The organism is Vibrio sp. HI00D65 (assembly GCF_001635455.1).
Taxonomy (GTDB): domain Bacteria; phylum Pseudomonadota; class Gammaproteobacteria; order Enterobacterales; family Vibrionaceae; genus Vibrio.
This window is the reverse complement of sequence record NZ_LWEH01000364.1, coordinates 31,010-53,682: the sequence shown is the minus strand read 5'-3', so window position 1 is coordinate 53,682 and position 22,673 is coordinate 31,010. Positions and strand designations below refer to the sequence as shown.

General features: G+C 45.8%; 19 protein-coding genes and 1 pseudogene. 9 read left to right on the top strand and 11 right to left on the bottom strand.

Features of this window, described 5'->3' with window-relative positions:
* Positions 1–124: 124 nt before the first annotated feature.
* Positions 125–718 carry a TetR/AcrR family transcriptional regulator gene (locus A3712_RS20120; protein ID WP_063524777.1) on the top strand — a complete coding sequence of 198 codons (594 nt, stop codon included), beginning with the start codon at positions 125–127 and terminating at the stop codon, positions 716–718.
* A gap of 186 nt (positions 719–904) precedes the next feature.
* Complete coding sequence (locus A3712_RS20115; protein ID WP_063524776.1) at positions 905–1,753, top strand: alpha/beta hydrolase; 849 nt, start codon at positions 905–907, stop codon at positions 1,751–1,753.
* 121 nt (positions 1,754–1,874) lie between these two features.
* On the opposite strand, the gene A3712_RS20110 is transcribed toward A3712_RS20115, so the two are convergent.
* Both A3712_RS20110 and A3712_RS20105 read right to left on the bottom strand, forming a co-directional pair.
* Positions 1,875–4,415 carry a glycosyl hydrolase family 18 protein gene (locus A3712_RS20110; protein WP_063524775.1) on the bottom strand — a complete coding sequence of 847 codons (2,541 nt, stop codon included), beginning with the start codon at positions 4,413–4,415 and terminating at the stop codon, positions 1,875–1,877.
* Between the two features lie 384 nt (positions 4,416–4,799).
* The gene (locus A3712_RS20105; RefSeq protein WP_063524774.1) at positions 4,800–5,264 is read right to left on the bottom strand and encodes a DUF2850 domain-containing protein; all 465 of its coding nucleotides are present in this window, start codon (positions 5,262–5,264) and stop codon (positions 4,800–4,802) included.
* Between the two features lie 308 nt (positions 5,265–5,572).
* Here A3712_RS20105 and ppnP point away from each other — a divergent pair, with 308 nt between their 5' ends.
* Entirely contained in the window at positions 5,573–5,854 is a 282-nt protein-coding gene (gene ppnP / locus A3712_RS20100; protein WP_063524773.1) for a pyrimidine/purine nucleoside phosphorylase, read from the top strand.
* Between the two features lie 168 nt (positions 5,855–6,022).
* On the opposite strand, the gene A3712_RS20095 is transcribed toward ppnP, so the two are convergent.
* Positions 6,023–6,886 (bottom strand): pirin family protein, encoded by an 864-nt coding sequence (locus tag A3712_RS20095; RefSeq protein WP_063524772.1) that lies wholly within the window; start codon positions 6,884–6,886, stop codon positions 6,023–6,025.
* A 157-nt stretch (positions 6,887–7,043) separates the two neighbouring features.
* On the opposite strand from A3712_RS20095, the gene A3712_RS20090 reads away from it, so the two are divergent.
* Entirely contained in the window at positions 7,044–7,325 is a 282-nt protein-coding gene (locus A3712_RS20090) for a hypothetical protein (RefSeq protein ID WP_063524771.1), read from the top strand.
* Here the strand turns inward: A3712_RS20090 and A3712_RS20085 are convergent.
* A complete protein-coding gene (locus A3712_RS20085; protein WP_063524770.1) occupies positions 7,322–8,512 on the bottom strand; it encodes a GGDEF domain-containing protein in 1,191 nt (396 codons plus the stop codon). The genes A3712_RS20090 and A3712_RS20085 overlap by 4 nt on opposite strands.
* A gap of 283 nt (positions 8,513–8,795) precedes the next feature.
* Here A3712_RS20085 and A3712_RS20080 point away from each other — a divergent pair, with 283 nt between their 5' ends.
* Together A3712_RS20080 and A3712_RS27020 are read left to right on the top strand one after the other, a co-directional pair.
* Positions 8,796–9,134, top strand: coding sequence for a DUF1840 domain-containing protein (locus A3712_RS20080; protein WP_063524769.1), 339 nt, complete (start codon positions 8,796–8,798; stop codon positions 9,132–9,134).
* 169 nt (positions 9,135–9,303) lie between these two features.
* Positions 9,304–9,957: pseudogene (locus A3712_RS27020) on the top strand (alkaline phosphatase family protein); the annotation flags it as partial.
* A 90-nt stretch (positions 9,958–10,047) separates the two neighbouring features.
* On the opposite strand, the gene A3712_RS20065 reads toward A3712_RS27020, so the two are convergent.
* From A3712_RS20065 to A3712_RS20050, 4 genes are all read right to left on the bottom strand, one after another.
* On the bottom strand, positions 10,048–10,518 hold the full coding sequence (locus A3712_RS20065) for a GNAT family N-acetyltransferase (protein ID WP_063524766.1): 471 nt from the start codon (positions 10,516–10,518) through the stop codon (positions 10,048–10,050).
* A gap of 123 nt (positions 10,519–10,641) precedes the next feature.
* Complete coding sequence (locus tag A3712_RS20060) at positions 10,642–10,899, bottom strand: YdcH family protein (RefSeq protein ID WP_004737050.1); 258 nt, start codon at positions 10,897–10,899, stop codon at positions 10,642–10,644.
* A 178-nt stretch (positions 10,900–11,077) separates the two neighbouring features.
* On the bottom strand, positions 11,078–12,067 hold the full coding sequence (gene trhO / locus A3712_RS20055) for an oxygen-dependent tRNA uridine(34) hydroxylase TrhO (protein WP_004737051.1): 990 nt from the start codon (positions 12,065–12,067) through the stop codon (positions 11,078–11,080).
* Positions 12,068–12,326: 259 nt separating this feature from the next.
* Positions 12,327–13,475, bottom strand: a complete 1,149-nt coding sequence (locus A3712_RS20050) for an aminotransferase-like domain-containing protein (RefSeq protein WP_063524765.1) — start codon at positions 13,473–13,475, stop codon at positions 12,327–12,329.
* A gap of 115 nt (positions 13,476–13,590) precedes the next feature.
* On the opposite strand from A3712_RS20050, the gene A3712_RS20045 reads away from it, so the two are divergent.
* Both A3712_RS20045 and A3712_RS20040 read left to right on the top strand, forming a co-directional pair.
* On the top strand, positions 13,591–14,460 hold the full coding sequence (locus A3712_RS20045) for an AraC family transcriptional regulator (protein ID WP_063524764.1): 870 nt from the start codon (positions 13,591–13,593) through the stop codon (positions 14,458–14,460).
* A gap of 23 nt (positions 14,461–14,483) precedes the next feature.
* Positions 14,484–14,729, top strand: coding sequence for a hypothetical protein (locus A3712_RS20040; protein WP_063524763.1), 246 nt, complete (start codon positions 14,484–14,486; stop codon positions 14,727–14,729).
* A 477-nt stretch (positions 14,730–15,206) separates the two neighbouring features.
* Here the strand turns inward: A3712_RS20040 and A3712_RS20030 are convergent, their stop codons facing one another.
* The 3 genes from A3712_RS20030 to A3712_RS20020 form a co-directional block, all read right to left on the bottom strand.
* Positions 15,207–18,062 (bottom strand): FAD-binding and (Fe-S)-binding domain-containing protein, encoded by a 2,856-nt coding sequence (locus A3712_RS20030; protein WP_063524761.1) that lies wholly within the window; start codon positions 18,060–18,062, stop codon positions 15,207–15,209.
* Positions 18,063–18,478: 416 nt separating this feature from the next.
* The gene (gene lldD, locus A3712_RS20025) at positions 18,479–19,618 is read right to left on the bottom strand and encodes an FMN-dependent L-lactate dehydrogenase LldD (protein WP_063524760.1); all 1,140 of its coding nucleotides are present in this window, start codon (positions 19,616–19,618) and stop codon (positions 18,479–18,481) included.
* A 202-nt stretch (positions 19,619–19,820) separates the two neighbouring features.
* Positions 19,821–21,515 (bottom strand): L-lactate permease, encoded by a 1,695-nt coding sequence (locus A3712_RS20020; RefSeq protein WP_063524759.1) that lies wholly within the window; start codon positions 21,513–21,515, stop codon positions 19,821–19,823.
* A gap of 234 nt (positions 21,516–21,749) precedes the next feature.
* On the opposite strand from A3712_RS20020, the gene A3712_RS20015 reads away from it, so the two are divergent.
* Positions 21,750–22,667 (top strand): LysR family transcriptional regulator, encoded by a 918-nt coding sequence (locus tag A3712_RS20015; RefSeq protein WP_063524758.1) that lies wholly within the window; start codon positions 21,750–21,752, stop codon positions 22,665–22,667.
* Positions 22,668–22,673: the final 6 nt, after the last annotated feature.

Genomic DNA, 22,673 nt, shown 5'->3' with positions numbered 1-22,673 from the left:
ATACTGTCGCATTTTTCCATCATTCTATGAAAAGAGAAATTAAATCCCAATAGATAAGTAAAATTCTTTGAAAAAAAGAACGAACGTGCTAAAAATGGCTTATCAGGTTTGTGATGGGTGAATAATGAGCAAGGGAAAGATAACCAAAGAGTATATTTTGAGCCATGCATTCGCGCTTGCGAGTGAGAACGGGCTTGAGAGTTTGACCATTGGCGAACTAGCCAAGCAGTGTGGTATGTCTAAGAGTGGTTTGTTTGCACACTTCAACTCTAAAGAGAACCTCCAGCTCTCTGTACTTGAGTACTCCAATGCTATCTTCACCGAGCGAGTCATTATTCCAGCAAGAGAACTTGGTGATGCTGACATTGAAGCGAAGTTAAAACAGCTGCTCGACAACTGGTTGGGGTGGAACCACTCATTCCAAGGCAGTTGCATGTTTATAGATGCTTGGAAAGACGCGGGCAGCGAAACATCTGTGATTCAGCAAGCGCTGCAGAAAACCATTTCAGTTTGGATTGATTACTTGACGATTCAAGTAGCAAAAGCGGTGGAGAGCAAGCAGTTCAGAACCGACCTAGATTCAAAACAGGCAACCTTTGAGCTGTATGGGCTCTATTTGAGTGCGAACTTGTTCTATTCGTTACGAGGCCAACAAGCAAGCCATACCCATTTTTGGAGTGGCGTAGAGCGCTTAATTGCTAGTTGGAAAGTGGTTTAACAGGCAAGCCATAGAGTTGGCGAGGCCCATGAGCTTGGCCTACCTATAAGTCTAAAAATTTAAGATAAGTGGCGGTAGCGTGCATAAACAGCAGTAGCGTCATTTTTTACACCAACAAATAGCACGGTCGTTCGTTTTTTGGCCGAGCTGATTACGCCAGTATATTTGGCGAGATAAGGAACGGTCATGAGTGACAAAATCTATTTTAATACATCGAACAAATTCAGCTTTAAGCGTAGCTTGATTGGAGCAACCACCAATCTGCATTACATCTTAGCGCCGAACCATGCGAAGAAAATCGCGCGTAAATTGCTGCTGACGCCAATGCGAGCAGGGCAAAAAAACGCTGATCCACAAGGGCTGATCAAGAGCGAAATTAAAGGCCGTGATGGTGTGTTAAAAACTTACTCATTGGGTACAGGCCCAGTTTGGGTATTAACTCATGGTTGGTCTGGTACCGCGAGTCAATTCTTTCCTCTGATGGAACATATTGCCGCTAAAGGTTATACCGCTCTGGCTTACGATCACCCGGCGCATGGTGGCAGCGATGGTGTACATGGTCATATTCCGGCGTTTGTGAACGGCCTTGAGGCGATTCTAGATTCGGTTGGGGAAGTTGCAGGCTTGGTTGGTCATAGCATGGGTACCGCTTCTGCGTTGGAATGTAAGCACGTTAAATTAGAAAACAAGCCGCTGCTTCTGATCGCACCTGTATTGGATTACATGGATAACTTGTTTGGCAGCGTTGCTCGTTCTGGTTATTCAATGAAGCTGTTCGAGGCGGTAGTTGAAGAAATACAAGAGCAGTTTAATTACCCAATTCAGTCTGTTGACCCGTATGGCAAGCTTGCGTTTCGTCAGTCTCAGACCATCATTGTGCATGACGAGCAAGATAAGTTTACTAAGTTCGATGTGTCGCAGCGTGCAGCGAATGAAATGGATCGCGTTACTTTGATTGCCACCCAAGGACAAGGTCACGGACGAGTAATGAAGTGCCCGCAAGTGTTTGAGAGTTTTGATACCTTGATTGGCTAAGTTCAGTTAGTCAATCCAGTAAACGTAGGTTGAGAAAGCAAACAACAAAAAAGGCCAGCCAGACATTTCTGGTTGACCTTTGCTTTTAGGTGTTTAGTAAATATTCAGCTAAAGCCTATTTTTAGTTAGCACAGTTTGCTGGGCCAATCTCTTTCCATACGCCCCACTCACCAGAGTTTACTGGGTCATCACCTTTGGTCCACCATTTCGCTTCCCAAACCTTACCGGCTTGAGTCACTTGGTCGCCGCCAGTGTAGACTGCACTTGAATCCCAAGCGTTAGTACACCTACCATCGTCTGTGGTTTTCTTAAGAACTTTCACTGATGCAGCTGCGACTGATGAATCTGTACCGTCACTCACGGTCACAGAGAAGTTCAGAATAGTGTCTTGCGTGTATTCTGCTGCAACAAAGCTTACTGAAGCGCCTTGTACTGTTGCATCGATACCTGTAGGTATATCCCATGTGAAGGTTAGTGTGTCTTGATCGGCATCGCTAGACGCTGATGCATCCACGACCACAACATCTCCCGCATTGACTTCAGCTGGAGCCGTAACCACTGCAACTGGTGCTGTGTTAACTGGACCTGAATCTTTCGGGTTTACCGTTACAACAAGCGTGTCCTTTGACGTTGCGCCTTCGTTGTCCGTTACTGTTAAGCTGAAGATCAGTGTTTCTTGCTGAGCGACTTCAACAACATCGAAGCTTGCAACCGCGGCATTCGCGTTAGCCAGAGTTACTGCTGTACCGCTCACTTGAGACCAAGCATAGCTCGCAATTGTGCCATCGCTGTCTTTTGAAGCGCTGCCATCCAGAGAAACAGAAGCAGGGCCTTCAACAGATTGGTCTGCACCGGCTGATGCGGTTGGTTTCTTGTTCACAGGTTCTGTAGTGCCACCTGCTAAACCCTCGTGCATCGCATTTAGGATGTCGCCGTTATCTGCATCAATTTCCCAAGAGAACAGACCCGCAAGACCAAGGCTACGCACGTACGCACCTTTTGCTTTAACTGAGCGGTCGTCATCAAACGTGATCAACTGACCTGAAGTACGGTTCCAAACGTATGGCGCTTCTGCCATTTCGTCGTAGCCATATTCGAAGCCATTGATGCCTTGGTTGCTGGCGCCAAGCATGTTCGCTTTAATGCCTTTGTAGTCGATAACGCCATCTTCCCATACACCTTGTGCAGTGCTGCGTTTCAGTTTGCCATTACCGACACCTGTCATAGGGTCGCTTGGGTCAGAGAGTGTTGATGGTAGTACGCCTTCCCAACCACGACCGTACATTGCTGTACCTACGACAAGCTTGTTGGCTGGAACACCTTGCTGAAGCAGTAATTGGATACCGTTGTCAGTGGTGTAAGCAGGGCCTGTGTATGGTTTGCCATTTTCATCAATGCCAGAGCCATCACACTGGCCAGGACGCATGAAGTTACCGCAGTTTAATGCTGTTTGGTGACCTAACACATTGTTCCAAGCTCCGTAGAAGTCGTAAGTCATCGCAAAGATGTAGTCCATGTACTGGATAGCATCACCGTAATCCACATCCTCAATTTTGTCGTGACCAACACCGATCGCTGATGTGAGTTCGTAAGTTCGACCATTTTCGTCCTCTAACTCATCAAGCATTGCGCGCAGTTCTGCCATTAGTGCGATATAAGCTGGGCCATCATTTACTGGGTCACCAAGATCTGGCGCAGCACCGCCGCCACCTGGGAATTCCCAATCGATATCCACACCGTCATAGAACTTCCATGTATTTAGGAACTTCTTAACCGATGCGACGAAGGTGTCACGGTTTACTTTGGTTGTGAAATCGAAGAATGGGTCTGACAGGGTCCAGCCGCCAATTGAAGGGATGATTTTCAGATCAGGATTACGCTGCTTGAGCGCCATCATCATTGCATAGTTACCCTTGATTGGTGAGCTGTATTCGTGACCTGCTTGAGGGAAACTTTTCTGGAAAGCTGCCCATGGGTCATGAATCACTACTTCGTAATCGTTGACGCCCTGACATGCCGTCATGAGTGCGTTATAACTGTTACCGCCAACCGATTTCACTGATTCGTTAGGACCACAAATTGGTATGAAGCCATAAAGGATATGGGTCAAGTTATCAGCGGGTAGGTTGTCGACTGTGTAATCGCGGCCATAGATGCCCCATTCAACAAAGTAAGTACCCACTACTGTGCTTGGGTCTGTATTGTATGACTTGTTGTTTGGATCAATGTTCATTGCTAGTGGTGCTAAGTGTGCACCATCCGTATCGGCGATGGTGATCTTTGCGGGTGCACTCTTGCTACAACCTGTTTCGTCACACGCTTCGATTTCCATATCAAATAAGCCGCCCTGATCGTATTCGAATGAAGCCGTAGTTTGGCTGCCCGTGATTGGACCGGTCGCAACCTTAATGCCATCAAAGTAGATGTTGTAAGTGTTTCCTGACGTTCCGCTCCACTGGTTAAACTTAACGTCGACTTTTGCTTTGTCGTGATACTTAACCATCTGGTTGTAGCCCGAAGTTGTTTCCATCGCGAGTTCAATTTTAGAAAACTGTAGGTTGTTGGAACCGTACATGTCGATGCTAGGTGCTGTTGGAGCAGCTAAAGCTGTACCAGATAGCGCTAGAGCAATGCTCGCAGCACAGGTATTAAAACGAATCATACTATTTCTCTCATTCCTTGAAGTTTACGAGAACCAAATGGCCCCATAAGTAGCTCCGATCAGTTTTGAAGGAGCTTCCCCGTCAGTATTCGAGAGAGTTTTAATTTCATAACTGAAAATAAATCTGTTTTCGATGGACAACTAAAAAATTGTATTTTGTTACAAAATTGTTGCTTAGCGAGTGAGAGGTCGAGTCCATGTTTTATAAAATAAAATATCGCCTAGCATGAAAATCTTATATGTGAAATTTCACGACATGAAGTTGTGTAAAGTTGCGGCAAGCTGCATGAAAATATTTTTTAGTTGAAACAGTATCACAAAGTAGTGGCGGCTAGGCAGGGGAGATATGAAGCGTGTTGGTGCAGTGATTTTGGCGATGGAGGGTTATCTTTTGAATTGCTCAGCTAATGAAGCTCTTCTTTGTTGCATGACACTGTGATTATCGCCGGTAGCGGTATGCTCAAAGCCTTCTTTAATAAATTGTTGGGCAGGTGTGCTTGGCTCCAGTCGTTTTAGGCGAGGTGAGTCGTAGGTACCACTGATGGTATAAACCCTTGGTCCAGAGCCTGTATTTAACGTGACGATTTTACCGTCAAACTCAAACGAAGTGGTGATAAGGCGATGATTCATCATCACCCCTTTTTCAGAAAGGGTCAGGATGTCGGTATTGTATGGTGGAGCACCAATCTCAATCCAATTACCATGTACGTTGCTTGGGCTGACAGACTTTTGGTGGGCTTGATAAGCAAAATAACCAGCGGTGACGGCAATCATAAAACCTGCTAATAGAAAGCCGTAGAGTAGTGAGTTGGCAAATATATCTCTGCTTTTAGTGGGCTTTTTTGCCATTATCTCTTCATTTTTTTGCTCGTACCGTCTTTGAGTCTACAAATTAAAACCTTTGTTTGCAAAGATCGTTAGAAGAGTTAGAAGCAAGATCCAATGTTACGATAAATAGGCTTGCTTTGATGTTTCTTCGAGTATTACCACCAATATTTATGTCATCAATGCAAGTTGATGTCAGTAAATCTTAAGTTATGCCTATTTATTTCTTGTAGGAAAGTCGCGAATTGGTTAAAACAATTATCACCCAAGTTTACATATAGGCTTATTCGTTGAGCCCAATAACTGCAATTTTAATATAACAAGGAAGTACAATGATTAAAGAAAACACATACTTTGAAGGTGGCGTAAAATCGCTAGCGTTTAACCAATCTGGTGCTGATGTGAGTGTTGGGGTAATGGCTGCGGGCGAATATACCTTCGGTACGGCGGCTCCAGAAAAGATGACGGTTGTAAAAGGCGCACTAACGGTAAAACGAGTTGGTGATGAAGGCTGGACCACATACCAATCTCGTGAGTCTTTTGACGTTGCTGGTGATTCATCTTTCGACTTACAAGTACAAGAAGCAACGGCTTACCTATGTGAGTACCTTTAGGGAGAAGTGAGCTATCTTCTCTCCGATAAGAAAAAACCACGCACAAAAGTGCGTGGTTAAATAAGTGATAATAACCGGCAGTGGATAGTGTCACTTGTTTTACAGTCATCAAATCGACGACCAAATTCATTGTTATCTTCTCAATCCCTCAAAAGTCCAAACCAAACACTAATAAGTTTCAAATACGCCGCTGTTATAGTCTTGAATGGTTTGTTCAATCTCTTCCATAGAGTTCATGACAAATGGACCATAATGTACAACCGGTTCATCGATTGGCTCTCCGATAAAGATAAGCGCACCGGAATCTTCTTGGCTTTCTAAAGACAGTATTTCGGCGCTTGTTAGGAACGCCAGTTGACCTTGGCTTATGGTCTTTTCACCATTTTTAAGACTGCCCTTGTAAACATAAGTCATGGCATTGTGACTAGCGTTAGTGCTTAGCGAGATTTGATGCCCAATGCTCGCTCGCCAATCTGAAACACTCAATGGCACGCCCGTTTGTTGTAGTGGTCCTTGTATTTTTAAAGTGTTAGCTGCAGGGTTCAGTAATTCAAACCCACCCGCAATAACTCTCAGTAAACCGCTTTCCTCACTTTGGTGTTCAGTAATCGTTTCGCTTTGGAAGTCATGGTATTGCGCTGGCTTCATTTTGTCTTTGGCTGGTTGATTGATCCAAACCTGAAAACCATGAAGTGCACCTTCCTCCATCATCGGCATCTCACTGTGAATAACGCCACGGCCTGCAGCCATCCATTGCGCCCCACCACGACGAAGTTCTCCGACATTGCCCATGTGGTCCTTATGTTGAAAGTGACCTTGCAGCATATAGGTGAGTGTCTCTATCCCACGGTGAGGGTGGGGAGGAAAGCCGCCAACATAGTCTTTGCTCTCATCTGATTTGAGTTCATCAATCATCAAAAATGGAGAGAAGCGTTTGTTATTAAAACCAGCAACTCTTTGGATTTTAACTCCATCGCCATCGGACGTGGCATGGGCTGAGATTACACGTTCTACGGTTCTTACATTCGACATATTGAAACCCTCATAAGCTTGAATAGGGCTAGTGTATGGAATTTAATTTATAAAGAAGATGGTGCTGCGTTGAGTGACTTATTCGAAAATTTTGAACAGGTAACAATATGAAATTAAGTCTATACTCAATATAGGGTAGACCGCCAAGGAGGCCGCTATGGCAGTACAACAAAAACATGGCGAAAGGCATGGTCGAATGGGCTTTAAAAATGACTTTACGACAGATCAAGGTCAACGTTTTACTGAGGTTGCGAATAACGCGGTGAAACGTCGTATCAAAAAGCGCGAAGTTGAAGCGCCTTTTGTGCATTCGGCAAAGGAATCCGCGCTTAAAACCGTCACTAGATCTAAGTGGGAAAACCGAAGCCGAGTTCGGCAAGTGGTTTGGATTATTGTTATTGGTCTTGTCAGCTTATGGGCTATGTACATGGTTGGTTAACGCTGGCGAGTTTTTAGTAGTGTTACATTGTTCCCCTCCGCGTTAGTTTGAATAGCCTCTTCACGTTCAGGGCAGTCGGCTTCTTCATGGATGCTGTCCATCGGATATTCTTCTATCAAAGTTGAAACTGGGTTGTCATGATAATAAGCGTATCGGTTCTTGCCTGAATGCTTGGCAACATACATGGCTTTATCCGCACATCTCGTTAACTCATGTAAATCTTGCGCGTCTTGTGGGTACAAAGACACACCAACACTGAGCGTTAGCTCTTTTATTCTTTCATTTGTTTGGCAGCCGCTTTCGAACAAACCACAGATTCGGTCCAGGATACCGTCGAGGTCTTTTCGAGTCGGGATATCGTAGAGCATTAATACAAATTCATCGCCCGCAAAACGCGCAATCGAATAGTCGTATTCGTGACTTTTTCGATCTCGAGTTCGAATATTGTTGCTCAAGCGATTTGCAAAGTGCTGCAACACACTGTCGCCAACATCGTGTCCATAACTGTCATTGATCCCTTTAAAATCATCTATATCTAAAAAAACCAATGCAGTAAGTGATCGCTTACTATCAACGGTTGTTAGCTTCTCAATAGCCCAACGTTCAAAGCTCCATCGATTGGCTAGTCCAGTAAGTTGGTCTCGGTAAGCTAAGTCTTCGATCCCTTCTTTATACAAACGCTGAATGTAGCTTACTGCTTTTGTGTAGTAGTAAGCGGAGGTATGACACACCAAGCTCATGGTAAACAGGCTAAGAATAAAGCGATGTGTGCTGTTAAAAGGTAGAGAAAAATTACTAGGTAATGCGGTGATCAGTGTACTTATGAATAGACAAAAAGAGGTGCTTAGGATGACGCCAATTCTGAAGTCGTTGATAAAAATAACTGCTGCTAAAATTGGGTAAAGCCAAAGTATGCGGTCGGGAATGGCATAGCTGTATAAAAATAAGATGACGCCTTGCACAAGCAGTACACAGCTAAGAATTAACTCGGAGTACTCAGGGTTGTAGACTCTTCTTACATAAATCGCGTTGGCGGCAGCGATAAAAGCGAAGCACAGCTCAAACATGGACAGCGTGTAGTGTTGCCCCTGAAAGTAAGCCCATGTGTAAAAGATAAAGAGCGCGGCAGCAGTCAGTGAAAATGAGTAGACGATTTTTTGTTTTCGCGTAGAGCGGAGATCCGCCATTTCTTCAAGGTGCCTTCCTACAAGCCTGTTCATGTGATTTGTGCCACTAATTTTGATAATGGTATTAATACTAGATTAAATAATGGGCTATGCGGAGCCTTCGGTGATCATTTAATGTGACTATTATCAAGATTTCATATGAAAGGTTGATCAAAGCATTCTGAGTGATGATAAATATCACTGGTGGTGAAGCTCGCCAAAAGCAAGCGGACGATTATGTGCTTGCTTTCCAACAATTTACTCCACATAGTTCTTTTACTATTGAATTATCAAGGGACCAATTATGTTAATCACGTTCAGTTGCAAGGCGCACGCAAGTGTCACGATGTTTGGTGAAGTAGGCCTCCAGTTTATTAAAATGCTCGGACATAGTGGTAAGATCCCAGGAGCGATTGATGCTTCAGAGGTTCCTCAAGCATTGAATAACCTGCGTACTGCAATCGCTACGGAGCAAAATCAAGCTGTAGAGCAAGACGATATGGATGGCGACAATGAAGATGAAGTTGTTGAAGCGCCAGTAAACATTGGCAGCCGAGCATTTCCGTTGGTAGAGCTATTAAAAGCAGCCATTAAAGAAGAGTGTGAAGTGATGTGGGAAGATGGCAGCGGTAAGCGTTTGTAGGGTTATTCGCCTACATCTTGTGAATCAGTTTCTATGTCGAGTGCAAAGTGCGGTTTGTTCATATGATAGCTTGTTAAAAAGTGGTGCTTAATTGGGCGTGTTTGGGTTATGTAACTAGACTGGAACAATAACTTACATTTATAAAAACACATTAAACTAAGGATATTTGATGAATTTCTACCCCCAAAGTCGTGGCCGTGCCTTTTATTTAGCACTCTTTCTTTAGCGGTTGTATCAACGTCTAGTGTTGCCGATATGTCGACAACGCCTGTCATTGGTGGCGTATGAGGTTTTGAAAAACCAAGTGCTTTCAAGCCTGAGTTACTCGGCCACACTAACTCGCGATGCAGCGATCTTTACGATTGCGGGCGTAACGCTAGATGCGTACATTCTCGCACTGCCTTTAGATGCTAAAACGAAAGCGCGGGTGATCGCTCAGTTGTCTAACCCGACTTACTCCATTCCTTTGGACTACTTTCTCTAGAGTTACTATGATCGCTAGTCGGGCTTGGGCAGTGAAGATGTGTTCAAAGCATACCTGTCGAGAGTCTACGATGATAAGGTATTAAGAGGCTTTGAACATAGCCTCTATTATGTGGGTGATGCGCCTGATTCTGATTACAAAGAGCCTGATACGTCCACAGAAGCAACCGGACATCATGAGGGTATTCGAATCGATGAACACTTTATTGCGAACATGGTTGTGATCTACGATGCGCTGTTTGAGATTGGCGTTTGGCAAGATATGGACACATTGCCATTAAAGAGCGAAGCTAATGGTTCGTTAGCGCCGACTCTCTATGAGTATCTGACTGGAGACCCCGTAGTAGCAGGCGAGAATGGTTGGGGCTTCCCTTCATTGTTGAATAAATTGGATATTCGTTAATGTTTTACTCTCTTCCTAATTAACGACTTACAAATAGTTATCAAGGCAGAGAGTCATTCCGACAAAATCCTCATCACTGTTATCAGCAACCTGATAGCCAAGGCCTTCATAAAATTGGATGGCGCGAGTGTTACCTCTGAAGCTAGATAGGGTGACTTGGTTTCGCTGTTCCTGGCGAGCTTTATTGTGAATCAGCATCATGACTTGTTGACCGATGTTTTGGCTTTGATGTTGAGGGAAAATAATCAATAAGTGAACGTGATATGCGTTGTCGTAAGGCTTGAAGCAGGCAAGCCCGACCTTTTGAGAGTCTCTATAAACCCAATGGAACCAAGAAGGGTGGTAGTCGTTTGAGAGGCGGTTGCGCTGAAACTCGTCATCCCAGCTAAATACATTGTCGACGTGTTCGAAGATACCTTGCTTTACGCAAGCAAACAGTTCTTCAAATTCTGAGTTTGGCACGAGTCGGAATTTTAGTTTGTTGTCCTTGATTGTCATTCTTTATATTTCCTTGCCCTGAATCTTGGATAAGCAAACAATACCATATGTGACTGATATTTATACTAAATGAAAAAGCCACGTAGATACGTGGCCTTGAAAGTTGTATTGTCAGAAGTTTGGCTAAACCATTTTCAGTGCGTGATGTCGAGTGAGTTGTTTGTGTAGCGCGTCTTTGAGCTCCATGCGTTCTACTTTGAGGTTGTGCATGCTGTCGTCATCAATCGGACTGCCTGATATTTCTAATTCACGGATGTCATAATCAAGCTGATGGTATTTTTGCATGTCTGCTTTGAACTTTTCGTCGTCGTGGTTGAGTTGAACAATGTCTAATTTCAGCTCTGGGAAATCTAAGATAAAGGCATGGTTTTCATTGAGCATTGGCACTTCCTCTTTCGTTAAATTAACTTCAGTATAGAACCTATTTTTGAAGATAAATGTGGTTCAAAACACAAAGCGAGATTAGGATCAAAAAAGGGCATTAGCGTGCCCAAGTGGATTCGCTGATGCCCTTTGTTCTATCTGTTGCGTTGATCGCTATAGCGTTTCTGCTAAGAGATTATTTCGCTTTTTTACCAGAGCGTTGTTGCTCTTTGTATGCCAACTTTTCTTTCTTACGTTGCTCGATTAGGTGAGCTGCATCGCCACCTACGTGAGTTTCGCCACGTGCATTTGATAGCTGAACTTGTTTTTCACGCTCACGGAAACGCGCTTTCTGCTCGTCCGTGTGCTTATCAAAACACTTAGGGCAGCTTACGCCTTTCTCGAAGTGCTCAGAGGCTTTGTCTTCCTCTGTGATTGGTAGACGACAAGCGTTACATACATCGTAGCCACTCTTTTCTAGCTGGTGGTTAACGGCGACACGGCCATCAAACACGTAGCAATCGCCTTCCCACATGCTCTCTTCTTCAGGCACTTCTTCTAGGTATTTTAGAATGCCGCCTTCAAGATGGTAAACCTCTTCAAAGCCTTGCTCTTTCATGTAGGCTGTTGATTTTTCACAACGAATACCACCCGTACAGAACATCGCGACTTTCTTGTGCTTCTTAGGGTCTAGATTGTCTTCAACGTACTGAGGGAATTCACGGAAAGTTTCCGTGTTTGGGTTTACCGCGTTTTTGAATGTGCCGATGTCTACTTCGTAGTCGTTACGAGTATCAACCAAGATCACATCTGGATCAGAGATAAGGTCGTTCCATTCGTTTGGCTTAACGTAAGTACCGACAACATGGCGAGGGTCGATGCCTTCAACACCCATGGTTACGATCTCTTTCTTAAGCTTAACCTTGGTGCGGTTGAATGGTTGTTCGTCGTTGAACGACTCTTTGTAAACAACATCCGCTAGGCGGTCGTCTTGCTTGAACCATTGAAGAAGAGCGTCGATAGATTCGCGCTTACCTGCAACGGTACCATTGATACCTTCACTTGCGAGTAACAAAGTACCGCGGATGTTATTGGCTTCTAGAAGCTCAGTCAGCGGTTGGCGAATTTCTTGGTAATCATCAAGTGCTACGAATTTATAAAGAGCACATACAACATATTGAGACATGGTTTTTCCTTTCTGCGAGCTGGAACGTAAATCCAGAGCGGTTGCCTATTCTGATCATAGCTGGGCATGGATACCTAGCTCGTCATGATGGCTTATTAAAATCCGCCGCAGTATAACTAAGGCGATATAGGACAAAAACCAACCAAGTGTAGGGCTATTTATCACCTTTTTTATTGTGGATTTATGGTTTGAGGCTCGAAAAGCCCTGCTGTACAAGTACAGCAGGGCTTGTGTTGAATCTGTCTTACTTAATTAGCGACTACGCTTGGTTAAGTACTTCCGCTAAGCGTTTCACCGCTTCAGTCAGCTCTTCAGGGTTAGCGTTAGTGAAGTTTAAGCGCAGTGCAGCTTTTGCTCCCTCCGGCTTTGGATAGAATACTGGGCTTGGTACAACGGCTACACCATTTGAAAGTAGGGTCTTAGCCAGTTCAAAAGTATCGCACTCTGGAATCTCAACCCAAATAAACATGCCGCCATCGACCGTCTTTAATATGCAGTCAGCAGGCAGTTGTTTTTCTAGCTCTGAAAACAGCACTTCATAGCGAGACTTGTACAGTGAACGAATGCTCTCCATGTGTACGTTAAAGTCTTGGTGTTTTAGAAGGCCAAGCAGTAGGGCCTGCATCGGAACGCTTGAGTGCAAATCTGCGCCTTGCTTCACTTTGATCAGTGGCTCAAGGTAGCTGCGCTTGCCCGTTACCGCACCAATACGTAAACCAGGTGATGCAATCTTAGAGAATGAACGAAGAACGATAGAGTTGTCAGGGCAGAAAGACGAAACCAACGGCAGCTCTGTGCCTGTGAAACGTAGCTCTCGGTATGGTGCATCTTCGATGAACGCGACGTTGTATTTGATACACAGCTCAGCTACTTTTTGGCGAGTCTCTGTTGTCCAGCATACGCCCGTTGGGTTATGGAAATCTGGCACCGCATAGAACATCTTTGGCGATTGCTTGGCAAAGCACGTTTCTAGTTCATCTAGGTTAGGGCCAAATTCGGTTTGAGACACAGTTGCAACGTTGGCTTGAACCAAGCCAAACACTTGCATCGCACCCAAGTAGCTCGGTGCTTCCATCGCAACTACATCATTGGGATCAACATATGCACGAGCAATCAAATCTAGGCCTTGTTGAGAGCCTGTACAGATCATCGCTGTGTGAGTTTCAGGTAATTGGTAGCTTTGCGTTAGGTGATCAAGCAATGGGCCGTAACCAGCTGTTGAGCCGTATTGGAAAACTTCAGGCATGTTCGCTAGGTTTTCTAGCGTTGGCTTCATTAAATCGATTGGGAAGGTTTTCTCATCCGGCAGACCACCAGCCAGTGAGATGATGTTTGGATCGCTTGCTGCGGCGAGGATCTCTCGAATATATGAAGACTGAATTTGTTGTAATGACTGTGCGATTTCCATGTGTTGTGTCTCGTCGTTTTTCGTTTTTATTCTATCGCTTGATATTACACGGCAATTGTAAAAACTAGCGTGTCCATTTATGCTCTTAAACATGTCCATTTATGCTATTTAAACGATGTCACGTCAACATATCTCTCGAATCAATGATGTTCTTTTCCACATTCATCAAGACATCAGCCAGCCGTTGTCTGCCAAAGCGTTATCTGAGATAGCAGCCTACTCAGAGCAACACTTTCATCGCACCTTCAAAAGTGTGGTGGGGGAGTCGTTACATCAATATATTCGCCGTACTCGGATGGAGTATGCCGCCAATCAGTTGATGTTCGATACCAGTTCATCGGTGGTTGAGATAGCCAATAAATGTGGTTTCAGTTCGATGTCTTCGTTTAGCCGAGCGTTTAAAGCGACCTTTAATATGTCTCCGGGCGAGTGGCGCAAACACGATTTGCAGGTGGCCGAAAAGCCTTATTTGAAAGATCCTGAGGTGGCGGCTGGTTATCAAAATGTCGCACAGCGCAAGCTACCCGAGCCCAAAATAGTGGAAGCACCAGAGCGCATGGCAGCCTATGTTCGACACACTGGCTATAACCGTTCTATTCGTAATGCGTGGTTGACATTGAAAGCGTGGGCGAACGCTGAGCAACGTGATTTTTCGACTCAGTTTGGTTTGCACCATTCAAATCCTGCTTGGGTTGAGATGGATCAGTGTCGCTATGTGGCGTGTATCGCGATCAGCGAACCTATTAAGTACCGCAGCGTGGTTAATCAGATGGTGATTCCCTGCGGTTTGCATGCTGTGTTTCGACTCAGTGGCCGTTATGGAGAGTTGCTACCACAAATCAGTATGGTGTTAGAAAAGTGGTTACCTACATCAGGTTTCAAGCAGCGTTCAACACCAGCTTATGTGCACTATCATCAGAATCATTTCTTAAATAGTGATGAAGTGTTCGACCTCGATTTCTATCTTCCGATAAGTTTTTATTAATCCACCCATTTTGAGGAGTAAACATGTATCTTGTTTTGTATTGCCATAACATTGGTATGACTGATTTTTCTTTCTTTGAAACGGAAGATTTCGACAAAGAAGAGGGTTATATCGTGCGAGGAAAATGGCCGAACGAAAAAGCGTTTCGTGATTACTTGACCAAAGAGTTTGGTGATATGAGTGAACTCCGAGTGATTGATTTGATCAGTAGAGGTCAAGAGGCTGAGCACTATTCTGCGCAAGAGTTAGCGACACTCATTAGTGCGTGACCATAGCGATGAATATGGTCTCGTTTAAATAAATCGCATTGTAACGTATTGAAAAACCATCAATAAACTTAGCTTGATTCGGACAGGTAGTCATTATTCAGAGAAAGCTCATGCGGCTTTGAGTCTTCCATCGTCTTTTTTGAGAAATAGGCATTCATGTTTAAAGTTCTGAATAGTATGGTTTTTCGGAGTGAGCCAGCTTTAATATAATTAAACTTGAAGGCTCCCTGTTTCAGTATACATTGGGGAAAAATAGTCATGAAGAAGATAACCATTTTGGCCGCACTGATACAACTCATGTTGGCCTCTACCAGTCACGCTCAAGAACTCAATAATGAGGTGAACAATTCTTTGAGCCTTTGTCCAGAAAACGACATATATTGTCAAATCATCATGAGGGAGCTTTAACTAGAGCTACAAAAGGTTGCCGATCTGGCAACCTTTTTATCTAGAGTGTATCTCGCTTTTGAAGTCTAGCTATTGTGCTACTTCATCCACTAAATACAAGATTGACTGATATGGAATGCCACTGTGGTGTGATAAACCGATCTCACAGGTTCGGCTGTTGCTAAAGCCACGAGTGCAGTGACTTGGTACTTGTTCCTTGAGTGGGTGCACTGCTGCTTCATTCAGTTCTGGCGTGGTGAAGCCTTTATCACCCGCCCAGCCACAACATTGAATATGTTCTGGAACAATCACTTCTTCGGTACAGGCTTTAGCAAGGTTTAACATCGCTCCTTCTAAGCCCATTCGGCGAGAGCTACAAGTCACATGCAGCATCACGGTCTCTTTAAGTGGCTCAAGCGTCAGGTGCTCTAGCAAGTATTGATTCACAAACCCTGTCGGCTCTAGCACCTCTAATGGCTTGGTGAACTGCTCAATACTGCGTTTGGCACACGGACTGGTGTCCATTAATACTGGGTATTCACCCTGACGACTCGCTTGCCACAAGACTTCTTCGAGCTGTTGTGCTTTCGATTGGGCTAGGTCGGTCATCCCTTTGCTGTCGTAAGGCATACCACAACATTGGTCGTCTAGTTTTTTCGGCAGGATGACTTCAAAACCAGCTTTGTTGAGCAGAGACATGGTTACTTCAGTAAGAGGACGTTGGTCGCCCGCATCACTCTGTTGCCCCATGATTCGGCTGGCACATGAAGGAAGGTAAACCACTTTTTTAGTGTTATTCGATGTTGCGGCTGTCATTGGTGAAGCCGTGAGCGAGTGACTGTTAGACTGCGGCATCTCTGGCATCCAAATCGGTGTTGCGCCTTTGGTCACTGAGCGCAGGCTATTGGTAAGCTTGCCGACCGTGTTGGCGCCCAGAACTTTACTCGCTACTTGGTTGGTTTTGAGGCCAGCCTTGGTCAGCTTGGTGGTGGTGGAGAAGTGATCTGCTGTCCACTTAGCGATTGGCGTGAACTTCTCATACTTGGCAACACGAAGCTTCTTAACCAAGTCACCCGTATTAATGCCTACCGGACAACGTTCAGCACACAGACCTGTTGCCGCGCAGGTATCGATGCCTTGGTATTCGAAGGTTTTCTCTAGGTCGCTTGCATCTATCTCTTCACCTGCTGCTCGGCGGCGCTGCAGTTCTCGGTACAGCACAATACGCTGTCGCGGTGATAAGGTAAGTGTGCGAGACGGGCAAACAGGCTCACAGAATCCACACTCAATACAGCGGTCAACAAGGTTGTCGGCAGCAGGCATTGGCTTTAAGTCTGTGATGTGGGAGTTTGGATTGTCGTTGATGATGACGCCAGGATTGAGCAGCCTTTCTGGATCGAACAGCGCTTTGATCTGTTGCATCAGGGCATAGCCATCTTTGCCCCATTCCAATTCTACGTAAGGTGCCATGTTGCGGCCAGTGCCGTGTTCCGCTTTCAGAGAACCTTGATATTTCATGGCGACAAGCTCGGCAACGTCATCCATGAAACCACCGTACCGGCCGATCTCTTCTTGGCTATCAAAGCCTTGGGTAAACACAAAGTGTAGGTTGCCTTCTAGGGCGTGACCGAAAATGATTGCTTCGCTGTAGTCGTATTTATCGAACAGCTCTTGCAGCTCTCGAATACCATTCGCTAGGTTTTCAACTGGGAAAGCAACATCTTCAATGATGACGGTCGTACCGACTTCACGCACGGCGCCAACGGCTGGGAACATGCCTTTGCGAATACCCCACAGGGTAGCGACAGTCTTTGAATCGGACGTGAAAGGAACAGATTTAATAATCGTGTAATCAGCCAATGCATCCAAAATTGATTTACATTGTAAATCTAAGTCCTGCTGCGAGCTAGCGTGTGATTCCACCAAAATAGCCGCTGCTTCTAAATCCAAGTTTGGCATAAACGCAGGCATACCCGGCTTATCCGCGACAGAACGCAGCGCTCTACCATCCATCAATTCAACAGCAGCAACCGGAGTCTTAGATAATGTAGTTACGGCTTTACTGGCTTGCTCGATGTCGGCAAACACCAGCAGTGCAGAGGCTTTATTCGGGTGTTCAATCACCGTGTTGTAAGTGATCTCGGCGATGAAGCCTAGCGTGCCTTCTGAACCGATCATCAGGTGTTTGATGATTTCGATTGGGTCGTGGTAATCGACCAATGCATTGAGCGCGTAGCCCGTGGTGTTTTTAAGGCGATACTTGTGGCGGATTCTGTCGGTGAGTTCTTGATTCGAGGTGGTTTGACGGTGCAATTCAACAATGCCATCAAATAGCGTTTTGTGTGATTGTTTGAATGCCTCAACGCTAGCACTGTTTGCGGTATCGAGCAGGGTGCCATCACTTAGGACGACTTTCATGCTTTCTACCGTGCGATAGGAGTTCTGCGCAGTACCGCAACACATGCCGCTGGCGTTGTTCGCGGCGATACCACCGATTTTACAGGTGTTGATGGAAGCTGGATCTGGGCCGATTTTACGTTGAAAGGGGGCAAGGTATTTGTTGGCATCGGCGCCAATCACACCCGGCTGAAGAATGATTTGATTGCCGTTATCGACGATCTCATGGCCGCGCCAATCGTCGGTCAGAGTGATAAGTACGGAATCTGAAACCGCTTGCCCTGAAAGGCTGGTGCCTGCCGCGCGGAAGGTAAAATGAATGCCCAGTTCACGACAGCTTTGAATAGTGAATATCACTTCGTCTAGGCTTTTAAGCCTTAGAACCATTTTCGGCACCAAGCGATAAAAACTCGCATCGGTGCCGTAAGCCAATCGCTTTGCCTCTTGCGTGACGATGCGTTCCGTTTCTATTCTTTGAGCCAGTATCGCCTCAAGCTGCTGATAAGCCGTGGCGTCGATTACTCGCTCATGGGATGTGTTTGTTTCCATCTTTGCTTCCTTGTGCTTCTTATTTGGCACTGTTCAGGGCGTGTTGACCTTTCGTGGTTAAATTTTGTTCAAGATAAAAGCATTTTAATCGCCGCGAGGGGGAAGTAGCCTAGTCACTCTAAGCAAATCACCCTCCACAAAGAGTAAAACGCTTTTAGCTGAACCCTTCGGGCAGCGTTTGCTGACCATTTCTACTACGTTATCGGCTTCTCATGTAGGCTAGCTACACATCGACGCCTCTGCCTTGTATAAATCCCCCAGCAACTCGCCGCAAAAATCAGCTCGAAAGATCAATACGCCCTAGCTTTTTATTTTATTTTCCAGTGCTTAAACGGTGTCACAACAGCAGTGGAATTGCTGTGACACCGATTGAACTTCAGTCTAAGTAGACCAAAGCATTACAGTGAATCAATGGCTTAATCAAACCCCACCAAAGATTCACGAGTTAAGTCTTTGATTGTTTTTGCGCCAGTTAATGTCATCGCAACGCGCATCTCTTTGTCGTAAAGGTCGAGTAGGTTCTCAACGCCGGCTTGTCCTTGAGCTGCTAATGCGTATACGAAAGAGCGGCCAAGCAAGGTGCAGTCTGCGCCAAGTGCCATCATGCGAACCACATCTAAGCCAGTGCGAATGCCTGAATCGACCAGAATCTTGGTGTCGCCTTTAACTGCATCAGCAATCAAAGGCAGCGCTTTAGCACTCGATAGAACACCGTCAAGCTGACGACCGCCGTGATTTGAAACCACGATACCGTCTGCGCCAAATCTCACCGCGTCTTTTGCATCTTCTTCGTCGAGAATGCCTTTGATGACCATTGGGCCGTCCCAGAAATCACGAATCCACTCTAAATCTTTCCATGAAATCGATGGATCGAAGTTGTCGCCCAACCAACCGATGTAGTCTTCCAGCTTGGTAGGAGAACCACGATAAGTAGAGATGTTGCCTAGGTCGTGTGGTTTACCCAGCAAGCCGACATCAACTGCCCAACTAGGATGACGCATAGATTGGAATACTCGGCGTAGTGCTGCATTTGGTCCACTCATTCCGGAATGCATGTCACGGTAGCGTGCACCGGGTACCGGCATATCAACGGTGAAGACCAATGTTGTTACGCCTGCCGCTTTGGCACGCTCAAGCGCGTTTTTCATGAAGCCGCGATCTTTGAGTACGTAAAGCTGGAACCACATTGGACGTCCAATCTTAGGCGCGACTTCTTCAATCGGGCACACCGACACGGTCGACATGGTAAATGGGATGCCTTTGTTGTCTGCGGCTTTTGCGGCTTGTAGTTCACCGCGTCGTGCATACATACCCGTTAAACCAACAGGCGCCAGTGCGATTGGCATCGCAAGCTTCTCGCCGAACAGCTCGGTTTCTAAGTTTAGATCCGACATGTCGTTGAGTACGCGCTGCTTTAGCGCAATCTCAGCAAGGTCATCCGTGTTGCGGTGTAATGTGTGTTCTCCGTAAGAACCACCGTCAATGTAGTGGAAAAGGAACGGAGGTAATTTTGATTTTGCTGCGGCTCGGTAATCAGTCGATGCGGATATGATCATAATTTCAGTCCTAAATTCTTGGGATGTTGTTCTTCTATGAGAGCTTGGTTTGGGCTGCTTTAATTCGGGAAAATGGCGTTAATACTCGTGGGTGTTGATGTGTTCTAGTGTCCATCCCGGAACTCATCAACTGTCTTATTAGACGGTGTTGCTGTCGGGGAATTGAGTATTAACGCCAAGTGCTTTGGCGGCGACTTATGGCTTACATAAGTGCGTCTGTCATATTGAAGCCGTAGATAACCACTAGGCCGATGATTCCTGTCATCACCAAGTAGTAGAATGTTGGGATTACGGTTTTACGTAGTGTTGCACCTTCACGCCCTAGCAGGCCTACCGTTGCCGAAGCGGCTACCACGTTGTGAATTGCAATCATGTTACCGGCTGCTGCACCAACAGCTTGTAGAGCAACGACGACTGCACTTGAGATAGTCAGGGTGTGCGCTACTTCGAATTGGAACTGGCTGAACATCATGTTTGATACTGTGTTCGAACCCGCAATGAAGGCACCCAGTGCACCCACTGTCGCACTCAATGCAGGGAAAGCAGAGCCCACAAGATCAGCGGCGAAGTTAGCAGTGGTTACAGGCATACTCGCTAGGTCAGCTGCATTGACGCCAGAGTTGATGAAGATGCGAACCATAGGGATGGTGAACACCAGTACGAAGCCTGCACCGATTAGTGTTTTGCTTGATTCACCGAACGCTTTTGCCAGTGGCGCTGCGCTGCGGCCTTGAATCAGAACAGCAACCAATGCCACGAATACTAAGATGCCGCCCGGTAAGTAAAGAGGTTGAATCGCAGTACTCACACCGGTTTCACCAAGAATGTTGCTGAACGATAGGCTAACGCTCTTCAATAGACCTTTGAACTCAGGGCTAACACGACTCGTAACCAAAGTCACAGCCAGCAGCACGTAAGGTGCCCATGCCATCGCCACGCTCATCTTTTTATGGCCTTGAATGTTGTCATCAAGGTCAATTTTCAGAGAACCTAGCCATTCAGGTGGCCATTTGTCTTCGCTCTCAAAGTCCCATTTTGATTTCGGTACTAGGAAGCCACGTTTTGCTGCTGTAACGACAATTGCAAGGCCAACCAGACCGCCAATTAGAGATGGGAACTCAGCGCCTAGGAAGACACCGGTTAGTGCGTAAGGGATGGTGAACGCTGCACCAGCAAACAGTGCGAACGGTAGAATGTCTAAACCTTCTGTCCAGCTTTTGTTCTTACCGAAGAAACGAGTCAGCATCATCGCCATCAACACTGGCATCATCACACCCACAGAGGCGTGAATTAGCGCCACGCTTGAGGTGATTTGTTGAAGGTAAGCGTCCCAAGTAGAACCGTGAGCAATCAGGCTTTCACCGATGTTGTGAGTGTCCAACCCTTTGTTTACACCAACGATGATAGGTGTACCCACCGCGCCGAATGATACTGGCGTCGATTGGATCATCATGCCCATCAATACCGCAGCAAGCGCAGGGAAGCCGATAGCAACCAGTAGCGGCGCTGCAATAGCTGCAGGTGTACCGAAGCCAGATGCGCCCTCAATGAAGGAACCGAAACACCAAGCGATGATGATCGCCTGAACACGACGGTCAGCGGATATGTCCGTGAAGCCATTGCGGATGGTGGTGATAGCTCCGGTGTGTTTCAAAGTGTTTAATAAGAAGATGGCGCCGAACACAATCCAGAGAACCGACACGGTAATACCAAAACCTTGGAATACAGAGGCCAACACGCGAGTGCCAGACATATCCCAAGCAAATAGGGCAATAGCAACGGTTAGTGCAAATGCCACTGGCATCGCTTTTTTCGCAGGCCAGTTCAGGCCGACCAGCAGAATCGCTGCAAGAACTATTGGTGAAAAGGCCAATAGAGCTAGTAGAGTTTCACTCATGGGTACTTCCTCGTACTGTTTTCAAACGTTCATGTTTGAAGTAGATAACACGTTATGGGTTGTCATTTTTTGACTCGCTATTGGCCTCTAAGCGGGAACCATTTGTTTGCGAATCTTGTAATTGGAATGACTCTTTTGTAATTGTTTTGTTAATTTGGCGTGAATTTACCCCTTTATTTTTCATTGATATAGGGAAATAATGAAAATAATTAATTCCAAAATTGGCATAATCAGATGCGAGCAGACGATTTGATCCTGTTTTCACAGGTAGTTGAACTGGGTAGTTTCAGCAAGGTGGCAGAGCAAAATAACCTTGCAAATTCGGTAGTTAGTAAAAGAATTGCACGCCTAGAGGATGAAATTGGCGTGCAATTATTATATCGAACGACGCGTAAATTGACCCTGACTGAGGCGGGCAAGGCAATTTTGCACGGAGCCAAAAATGTGAAGCAGGCGGCCCAAGAGGCTATGGACGCAGTTTCAGGCTTTGGTGAAAATGTCAGCGGTCATATCAAAATGTCAGTGCCTACTATCTCTGGAGATTTGATTCTGGCAGACGCCGTTGCCGAGTTTTGTAATATGCATCCAGGTTTAACGGTCGATATGTCACTGGACAATCGCTTTGTTGACTTAGTAGAAGATGGTTTGGACTTGGTGATTCGTACCGGTTATCTAGAAGACTCCAGCTTGATTGCACGACATATATTGGACTCACAATGGGTGGTGTGTGCCTCGCCTTCGTATATCGCCAAGAACGGTAAACCGATGCAGCCCAAAGACTTAGTTGAGCACAACTGCTTACAATACGCCTATCAAACCACAGGGGCGAGTGAGTGGCAGTTTCTGCATGGTAAAGACGGTTGTACCGACAACGACAAATATATCGTGCGCGTTTCGGGTTCTTTCTCGACTGACAACGCGACCGCGCTAAGAAAAGCCGCCTTAGGTGGGCATGGTGTGGCGTACGTGCCGCGTTGTCTGGTTTATCACGATATTCGCAACGGTCAGCTGGTGGACATCTTCCCTGATTTGGTGGGAAAGAAGTTGGGTATTTATGCGGTGTACCCTTTTACTCGCCAGCCGCCCAACAAGATTAAGTTATTGATTGAACACATAAGAACGCGTTACCTGACGATTTCTCACTATTTTTAATAAGGA

Coding starts and splice junctions, on each gene's coding strand:
- A3712_RS20045 (WP_063524764.1), top strand. CDS start 13,591: ATGTCACGTCAACATATCTCTCGAATCAATGATGTTCTTTTCCACATT.
- A3712_RS20030 (WP_063524761.1), bottom strand. CDS start 18,062: ATGGAAACAAACACATCCCATGAGCGAGTAATCGACGCCACGGCTTAT.
- A3712_RS20115 (WP_063524776.1), top strand. CDS start 905: ATGAGTGACAAAATCTATTTTAATACATCGAACAAATTCAGCTTTAAG.
- A3712_RS20105 (WP_063524774.1), bottom strand. CDS start 5,264: ATGGCAAAAAAGCCCACTAAAAGCAGAGATATATTTGCCAACTCACTA.
- A3712_RS20060 (WP_004737050.1), bottom strand. CDS start 10,899: ATGCTCAATGAAAACCATGCCTTTATCTTAGATTTCCCAGAGCTGAAA.
- lldD (WP_063524760.1), bottom strand. CDS start 19,618: ATGATCATATCCGCATCGACTGATTACCGAGCCGCAGCAAAATCAAAA.
- A3712_RS20050 (WP_063524765.1), bottom strand. CDS start 13,475: ATGGAAATCGCACAGTCATTACAACAAATTCAGTCTTCATATATTCGA.
- A3712_RS20110 (WP_063524775.1), bottom strand. CDS start 4,415: ATGATTCGTTTTAATACCTGTGCTGCGAGCATTGCTCTAGCGCTATCT.
- A3712_RS20020 (WP_063524759.1), bottom strand. CDS start 21,515: ATGAGTGAAACTCTACTAGCTCTATTGGCCTTTTCACCAATAGTTCTT.
- trhO (WP_004737051.1), bottom strand. CDS start 12,067: ATGTCTCAATATGTTGTATGTGCTCTTTATAAATTCGTAGCACTTGAT.
- A3712_RS20085 (WP_063524770.1), bottom strand. CDS start 8,512: ATGGCGGATCTCCGCTCTACGCGAAAACAAAAAATCGTCTACTCATTT.
- A3712_RS20065 (WP_063524766.1), bottom strand. CDS start 10,518: ATGACAATCAAGGACAACAAACTAAAATTCCGACTCGTGCCAAACTCA.
- A3712_RS20040 (WP_063524763.1), top strand. CDS start 14,484: ATGTATCTTGTTTTGTATTGCCATAACATTGGTATGACTGATTTTTCT.
- A3712_RS20015 (WP_063524758.1), top strand. CDS start 21,750: ATGCGAGCAGACGATTTGATCCTGTTTTCACAGGTAGTTGAACTGGGT.
- A3712_RS20080 (WP_063524769.1), top strand. CDS start 8,796: ATGTTAATCACGTTCAGTTGCAAGGCGCACGCAAGTGTCACGATGTTT.
- A3712_RS20090 (WP_063524771.1), top strand. CDS start 7,044: ATGGCAGTACAACAAAAACATGGCGAAAGGCATGGTCGAATGGGCTTT.
- ppnP (WP_063524773.1), top strand. CDS start 5,573: ATGATTAAAGAAAACACATACTTTGAAGGTGGCGTAAAATCGCTAGCG.
- A3712_RS20120 (WP_063524777.1), top strand. CDS start 125: ATGAGCAAGGGAAAGATAACCAAAGAGTATATTTTGAGCCATGCATTC.
- A3712_RS20095 (WP_063524772.1), bottom strand. CDS start 6,886: ATGTCGAATGTAAGAACCGTAGAACGTGTAATCTCAGCCCATGCCACG.